Here is an 8,012-nt window from a genome sequence, read left to right on the forward strand (position 1 = left end):
TCCAGACCTGTAGTAGTTGTCTGCGAAAGGGCGGGGCCTGAGCTGTAGGGTGAGCCCCGCGCCTTCCGGCTTTTTATCAGTACAAAATCAGCGGCTTGTTATTTGTTTTTGAAGTAGCCGCCTTCGACGGTGACCTTGATGATCACCTTGCGCACCGGCGCGTCGCCTGCGAAGCGATAGGCCTCATCGTTCTCGAAGATCACCACCTGGCCGTTGCCCACCTTCTGGCGCTCGCGCACCTCGCCGGCCAGCCACTCGCGGTCTGTGGTGTCGTCGTAAGCCTGTTCGACCCGCAGCTCATTCTTGGCAGCCCACTCCACCGTTTCCTCCCCTTCCAGGTAGTAGTGGACGTCGAAGTAACGACGTTGCCCCTCGAACAATGAGGTGGCCGGGCTGGCCCCCTCCTGCAAGCGGTAGGTGAGGGAGTCACCGATGGAGTGGCAGATCCCCGGCTTGAGGTTGCCAACGTTGTTGATGGCCTCCACGCAGCGGCCCCACTTCTTGCCCTCCCGATAGATGTTTTTGAACAGGGTCAGGTTGTCCAGGGTGATCATGCGAGGTTCCTCCCGCCGTTGATGGTGAGATCGAGCCCGGCCAGCGCAGCCGGATGGAGGTTGCCACGGGCGATGGGCAGCAGGGTCAGGCCGAAGCTGAACGGCTCGAAGCGTACCCGCCAGGAGTCCAGCACCTCGGAGCCCCAGGAATTGGAACCCAGCCCCAGCACCTTGTGATCCAGATTGAGGGTGAGATAGCCACTCGGTTCCAGCTCGTTGATGTGCTGCGCCGCGTGGATGTGCTCCCAGCTGTAGGGCCAGACGCTCAGGTTGATGGGGGCATCGGGCCGCACGTAGAGACCGACACCGTGACGGTTGGTCAGGGTTGCCCAGCGCACCTGCTGACGGTTGCCGTTGTCCTGCGGGAAGGGGTAGTGCTCCCACATCTCGCCCACAGTGCTCTGGAAGCAGTCGATCCAGTTGCTCTGGCGGCTGTCCTGATAGTTCTCGCCCGGGCCCATACCGTAGTAGTGCACCCGATCGAGATCCTGGCGAATACCCAGCTCGAAACCGATCTTGGGAATGATGTCGTCATAGCTGCCGTAGGGCTGACCGGAAAGGGCCACGTGCAGCTGACCGTTCTGGCTAAGGGTGTAGACGTAGCGGCAACGCATACCGAAGTCGAACACCGGCGGGGCGATCAGGCTCTCTACCGTCACCTCGACCGCGTCACCCAGCTGACGCCAGCTCAAGCCACGGAAGTGCTCCTGCATGATCTGCAGGTGGTTCGGATGCCACAGGCTCTCGTACTCCTGCTTGTGGTTGTCGATCATCGGCTTGAAGAAGGTGAGGCGCGGCGCCCGCTCGATGAGCTCGATGCCATCCTGCTGCCAGCTCACCAGCTTGCCGTCGAGGCGCGAGAAGCGCAGGGCAAAGCCGCTGCCGCTCAGGGTCAGCGCGAGCCGCTCGTCGGCAATGTGCAACGGGGTGGCGTTGGGGTTGGCAAAAGGCTGCAGTTGGCGAGTCGACTCTTTCAGCTGGAACTGGTACTGGCCCAGCTCGTGCTCCGCCGCACTGTAGCGGGTCGCGCTGGCCTTGATGACCCGCAGCTGGACGAACGTCTCCCGCTCGTCGAGGGTCGGCAGCGCCAGTTGCAACTCTGTGGTGGCGCCGGGGGCAATACCCTCCACCCGCAGTTGCTGGCTCGCCAGCAGTTCGCCTTCCGCCTTCACCTCGACCAGCAGGCGGATGTCGTCCAGGTTGGAGAACCAGTAGCGGTTTTCCAGCTCAAGCTTGCCGCTCGCCAGATCCAGCGCCCGCACCTTGACCGGACAGAGCACCTGCTTGTATTCGCGCAGGCCCGGCCCCGGAGTCTGATCCGGATAGATGAGGCCATCCATGCAGAAGTTGTAGTTGTTGGGATAGTCGCCGTAGTCGCCGCCGTACTTGTAGACGGAACGGCCCTGCTCGTCCTGATCCAGAATGCCGTGATCGCACCACTCCCAGATGTAGTGCCCCTGGATATGGGGATGGCGGTCGAACACCTGCTGGTATTCGCTCAGGCCACCCGGGCCATTGCCCATGGCGTGGGCGTATTCGCAGAGGATGCGTGGCTTGGTCATAGGGAACTCGCCGAAGCAGTTCATCTGGGAGACGCGGGAGTACATGGTGCTCACCACGTCCACCACCTCGGCGTCGCGATCCTCTTCGTAGTGAACCAGACGGGTCGGGTCGATCGCCTTGCAGCGCTGGTACATGGCCCTGATGTTGCAGCCGTAGCCGGACTCGTTGCCGAGCGACCAGATGATGATGGAGGGGTGGTTCTTCTGGGCGTGAACGTGGCGTTCGATGCGATCCACGAACACCGGCTCCCAGAAAGGATCGTCGGTGATGCGGCTGAGATCGCCGACGTTGGCAAAGCCGTGAGTCTCCACGTCAGTCTCCGCCATCACGAACAGACCGTACTGGTCGCACAGCTCGTAGAAGCGCGGGTCGTTCGGGTAGTGGGCGGTGCGCACCGAGTTGAGGTTGTGCTGCTTCATCAGCACGATATCGCGCTCCACCCGGTCCATGCCGACCGCGCGGCTCTTGAGGTGGTCGTTGTCGTGACGGTTCACCCCGTGCAGCTTGAGATAGCGACCGTTGACATGGAAGAGGCCGTCCTTGACCTTGATCTCGCGCACCCCGACCCGCTGCGGGATCACCTCCAGCAGCTCGCCCTGAGCGTTGTAGAGGGAGAGCATCAGCCGATAGAGATAGGGATCTTCGGCGCTCCACAGATGGGGATTGGCCAGATCCAGCGTGAAACGGCAATCACACTTGCCGTCGATGACGAGATGGTCGAGCGAGCCGCTGGCGATCTCGCGACCCTGATCCAGCAGGGACCAGACCAGACGGTGATCCTTGGCCGACTCGCCCAGGTTTTCGAGCTGGATATCACAGCTCAGGGTGGCGCTCTGGTTGTCGTCAGCCAGCGCGGTCTGAATGAAGAAGTCCTGCACATGGACCGCCGGTTTGCCCACCAGGTAGACGTCGCGGAAGATCCCCGCCATCCACCACATGTCCTGATCTTCGATGTAGGTGGAGTCGGCCCACTGCATCACCCGCACCGAGAGCAGGTTCTCGCCGGTTTTGGCATAGGCGCTGATGTCGAATTCGGCGGTGAGGCGGCTCCCCTTGCTGAAGCCAACGTAGTGGCCGTTTACATAGACCTCGAAGTAGGTCTCCACCCCGTCAAACTTGATGATCACCTGCTCGCCGTCCCAGGCCGGGCTCAGCACGAAGCTGCGCTGATAGGCGCCGGTGGGGTTGTTGGTCGGCACGAAGGGCACATCGATGGGGAAGGGAAAACCTTCGTCGGTGTACTGCAGCTGGCCATGCCCTTCCATCTGCCACATGTTGGGCACGGTGATCTGGCCCCAATCGCTCATGGGGCTGTGATAGAAGGCCTCCGGCACCTGCAGGGGATGGTCGAAATAGTGGAACTGCCACTGGCCGCTCAAGGAGAGGAAGCGGCGGCTCAGCTCGCGCTGCATGGTCGCCGCAAGAGAGCGGTCGGCATAAGAGAAGAAGTAGGCGCGCGGGGCCAGCCTGTTTTCACCAACGAAGTGAACGTTTTCCCAGTTATTCACATGTCCTCCCGGAACAAGACAACATAGACTGGGTAAACTTTAGATAAACATTTACTAAATATCAGTTTGAGATCGGTAAAGTTTTAACCCGATCACACAGAAGAGTCTGTTTTGTGAGCGAGATCAGATGTGGCGGAGAAAGGATGAACTAGTCCATCCGAATGGCATGGATGTTGATATGAAAATCAAGGGAATGAACTATATCGTTATAAAACAACAAGATATGAATCACCCTTGAATGAAGAAAGGTCTGAAAGGATGGATGCTGTCGCGCCATAAAAGTATGGCGCGACTAAAACAAAAATATTTTTTACTAAAACTATCGTGTGGTACCACGCAAGGTTAACCGGCTCGGCACCAACACCCGCAAAGGAATATCCCGCTCGTCACGCAGCCGCTCAACCAGCAGGTTGACCCCCTGGGATCCCATCAGCTCGGAGTGAATGCGCACCGTGGAGAGGGGGGGAAAGGTGAACTTGGCGGTCGGGATATCATTGACGCTGATAAGCTCGATCTGCTGGGGAATGGCCAACCCCTTCTCGTGAATAGCCCGCAACACGCCGATGGCAATGGAGTCGGAGGCCACGAACAACGCCCTGGGCCAGTCGCCCGCCAGCATCTCCTTCGCCAGCCGATAGCCGGAGGCACTGGAGAAATCCCCGCGATGAAGGTCGCTCTCCTGCACCACACCCAGCCGTTGGCCGTAATCGAGAAACGCCAGCTCCCGCAGGTCAGGTGCATCATCCTCGCCACCGATATAACCGATGCGCTGATGTCCCTTGGCGATGAAGAAATCCACCACTTGTTGGCTGATCAGGGCCAGATCCACGTCGACCGAGTCAAACTCCCCCTGGGAGCGACAATCGATGAAGACCAACTGGCTTGAGCACTGCTGCAACTGAGCCAGGCGCTCGGGAGTGAGACTTCCCACTACAAGGATGCCATCCACAGCAGTTAGTTCGCGTCCTTCAGCACAGTTGTAGAGATGGGTCAGCTCGATGTTGAGGCGGGCGCTCTGGGTTTCGATGCCGTAGCGTATGGCCAGATAATAGGGATCGTTGACCTCTGTACTCTGGGGATAGGCATAGACCACCAGGAAGTGCAGCTTGCTCTTGTGGACGCCCTTGCGGGCGCTGCTGGTCTTGTACTCCAGCCGCTCGGCAATCTCGAAGATCCGCTGCTTGGTCTCTTCCTTGACGCTCAGGCTGGGATCCTCGTTCAATACCCGGGATACCGTGGCGAGAGAGACTCCCGCCTCCTGTGCAATTTCCTTCAACGTGGCCATCAATACCTCTCTGGCAGCATCAACTGTTAATCGACAACGGCTAAAGAGTAACGAGCAATTCCTTGATAGCCCAGCATTTTTACTAAAATGTTGGTGGCGGATTGTGATTTTTGCAAACCGGAAATGCAAAAAGGCCTCCCGAATGGGAGGCCTCTTCTGAATAGGTGCCTGACAGTGTCCTACTCTCGCATGGCGAATGCCACACTACCATCGGCGCTACCGCGTTTCACTTCTGAGTTCGGCATGGGATCAGGTGGTTCCACGGCGCTATTGCCGTCAGGCAAAAGCTTTTAAAACTAACTTGAAAATGGTGCTGATACCCAGAATCGAACTGGGGACCTCATCCTTACCAAGGATGCGCTCTACCGACTGAGCCATATCAGCACACTAACCGGTAAAGACCACGCTCACCGCGTAATCTAAAATTGGGTGCCTGGCAGTGTCCTACTCTCGCATGGCGAATGCCACACTACCATCGGCGCTACCGCGTTTCACTTCTGAGTTCGGCATGGGTTCAGGTGGTTCCACGGCGCTATGGCCGCCAGGCAAATTCTTCAATCTTGGAAAGCTGACGTGAATAACGACTGGTCGCTATCACTGAATTAGTAGTTCGCTCATTCGCTACAAGGCCCAGAACACTTCTTGGGTGTTGTATGGTTAAGCCTCACGGGTAATTAGTACGGGTTAGCTCAATGCATCGCTGCACTTACACACCCCGCCTATCAACGTTGTGGTCTCCAACGGCCCTTTAGGACCCTCAAGGGGTCAGGGATGACTCATCTCAGGGCTCGCTTCCCGCTTAGATGCTTTCAGCGGTTATCGATTCCGAACTTAGCTACCGGGCAGTGCCACTGGCGTGACAACCCGAACACCAGAGGTTCGTTCACTCCGGTCCTCTCGTACTAGGAGCAACTCCCTTCAATCATCCAACGCCCACGGCAGATAGGGACCGAACTGTCTCACGACGTTCTGAACCCAGCTCGCGTACCACTTTAAATGGCGAACAGCCATACCCTTGGGACCGACTTCAGCCCCAGGATGTGATGAGCCGACATCGAGGTGCCAAACACCGCCGTCGATATGAACTCTTGGGCGGTATCAGCCTGTTATCCCCGGAGTACCTTTTATCCGTTGAGCGATGGCCCTTCCATTCAGAACCACCGGATCACTATGACCTACTTTCGTACCTGCTCGACCTGTCCGTCTCGCAGTTAAGCTGGCTTATGCCATTGCACTAACCTCCTGATGTCCGACCAGGATTAGCCAACCTTCGTGCTCCTCCGTTACTCTTTGGGAGGAGACCGCCCCAGTCAAACTACCCACCAGGCACTGTCCGCGACCCCGATTCAGGGGCCTGCGTTAGAACATCAAACATACAAGGGTGGTATTTCAAGGACGGCTCCAGCGCAACTGGCGTCACGCCTTCAAAGCCTCCCACCTATCCTACACATGTAGGTTCAATGTTCAGTGCCAAGCTGTAGTAAAGGTTCACGGGGTCTTTCCGTCTAGCCGCGGGTACACCGCATCTTCACGGCGAATTCGATTTCACTGAGTCTCGGGTGGAGACAGCATGGCCATGGTTACACCATTCGTGCAGGTCGGAACTTACCCGACAAGGAATTTCGCTACCTTAGGACCGTTATAGTTACGGCCGCCGTTTACCGGGGCTTCGATCAAGAGCTTCGCTTGCGCTAACCCCATCAATTAACCTTCCGGCACCGGGCAGGTGTCACACCCTATACGTCCACTTTCGTGTTTGCAGAGTGCTGTGTTTTTGATAAACAGTCCCAGCCATCTGGTCACTGCGACTCCCGTCAGCTCCATCCGCAAGGGACTTCACCAACAAGAGCGTACCTTCTCCCGAAGTTACGGTACTATTTTGCCTAGTTCCTTCACCCGAGTTCTCTCAAGCGCCTTGGTATTCTCTACCCGACCACCTGTGTCGGTTTGGGGTACGATGACTTGTAATCTGAAGCTTAGAGGCTTTTCCTGGAAGCAGGGCATCAATGGCTTCCGCACCGTAGTGCGTTCGTCTCGTGTCTCAGCGTTGCACCTCCGGATTTACCTAAAGGTACCGCCTACGCACTTTCACCAGGACAACCGTCGCCTGGCCCACCTAGCCTTCTCCGTCCCCCCATCGCAATTACAAGTCGTGCAGGAATATTAACCTGCTTCCCATCGATTACGCCTTTCGGCCTCACCTTAGGGGTCGACTCACCCTGCCCCGATTAACGTTGGACAGGAACCCTTGGTCTTCCGGCGAGGAGGCTTTTCACCCCCTTTATCGTTACTTACGTCAGCATTCGCACTTCTGATATCTCCAGCATGCCTCTCGACACACCTTCGCAGACTTACAGAACGCTCCCCTACCACTCACGCTTAGCGTGAATCCGCGGCTTCGGTGCCTGGTTTGAGCCCCGTTACATCTTCCGCGCAGGCCGACTCGACTAGTGAGCTATTACGCTTTCTTTAAATGATGGCTGCTTCTAAGCCAACATCCTAGCTGTCTGAGCCTTCCCACATCGTTTCCCACTTAACCAGAACTTTGGGACCTTAGCCGGCGGTCTGGGTTGTTTCCCTCTTCACGACGGACGTTAGCACCCGCCGTGTGTCTCCCGGATATTACTTACTGGTATTCGGAGTTTGCATGGGGTTGGTAAGTCGGGATGACCCCCTAGCCCAAACAGTGCTCTACCCCCAGTAGTATTCGTCCGAGGCGCTACCTAAATAGCTTTCGGGGAGAACCAGCTATCTCCGAGTTTGATTGGCCTTTCACCCCCAGCCACAGGTCATCCCCTAACTTTGCAACGTTAGTGGGTTCGGTCCTCCAGTTGATGTTACTCAACCTTCAACCTGCCCATGGCTAGATCACCCGGTTTCGGGTCTACACCTTGCAACTAGACGCCCAGTTAAGACTCGGTTTCCCTACGGCTCCCCTATACGGTTAACCTCGCTACAAAATGTAAGTCGCTGACCCATTATACAAAAGGTACGCAGTCACCCCGAAGGGCTCCCACTGCTTGTACGTACACGGTTTCAGGTTCTATTTCACTCCCCTCACAGGGGTTCTTTTCGCCTTTCCCTCACGGTACTGGTTCACTA

The 8,012-nt window shown here is 57.2% G+C and carries 3 protein-coding genes, 1 tRNA gene and 3 rRNA genes (1 of these 7 running past the window's edge); all 7 read right to left on the reverse strand.

Annotated features, from left to right (window positions below):
• Window positions 1-98 precede the first annotated feature (98 nt).
• Complete coding sequence (locus tag I6L37_RS03515) at window positions 99-554, reverse strand: beta-galactosidase subunit beta (RefSeq protein WP_042027176.1); 456 nt, start codon at window positions 552-554, stop codon at window positions 99-101.
• Window positions 551-3,625, reverse strand: coding sequence for a beta-galactosidase subunit alpha (gene ebgA / locus I6L37_RS03520; RefSeq protein ID WP_216993288.1), 3,075 nt, complete (start codon window positions 3,623-3,625; stop codon window positions 551-553). The genes I6L37_RS03515 and ebgA overlap by 4 nt, the downstream gene beginning before the upstream one ends.
• A gap of 319 nt (window positions 3,626-3,944) precedes the next feature.
• Window positions 3,945-4,910 (reverse strand): transcriptional regulator EbgR, encoded by a 966-nt coding sequence (gene ebgR / locus I6L37_RS03525; protein ID WP_216993289.1) that lies wholly within the window; start codon window positions 4,908-4,910, stop codon window positions 3,945-3,947.
• A gap of 166 nt (window positions 4,911-5,076) precedes the next feature.
• Window positions 5,077-5,191: ribosomal RNA gene (gene rrf, locus I6L37_RS03530) — 5S ribosomal RNA — on the reverse strand.
• A 27-nt stretch (window positions 5,192-5,218) separates the two neighbouring features.
• Window positions 5,219-5,294, reverse strand: a tRNA-Thr gene (locus tag I6L37_RS03535).
• Between the two features lie 47 nt (window positions 5,295-5,341).
• A 5S ribosomal RNA gene (gene rrf, locus I6L37_RS03540) occupies window positions 5,342-5,456 on the reverse strand.
• A 107-nt stretch (window positions 5,457-5,563) separates the two neighbouring features.
• Window positions 5,564-8,012 (reverse strand): 23S ribosomal RNA (locus I6L37_RS03545) (it continues 440 nt past the right edge of the window).

Origin of the sequence: Aeromonas sp. FDAARGOS 1407, from assembly GCF_019048725.1 — a bacterium.
GTDB classification, from domain to species: Bacteria; Pseudomonadota; Gammaproteobacteria; order Enterobacterales; family Aeromonadaceae; genus Aeromonas; species Aeromonas enteropelogenes.

Excerpts from the sequence above, each read along its gene's own strand:
- I6L37_RS03515 (WP_042027176.1), bottom strand. The coding sequence starts at position 554 with ATGATCACCCTGGACAACCTGACCCTGTTCAAAAACATCTATCGGGAG.
- ebgR (WP_216993289.1), bottom strand. The coding sequence starts at position 4,910 with ATGGCCACGTTGAAGGAAATTGCACAGGAGGCGGGAGTCTCTCTCGCC.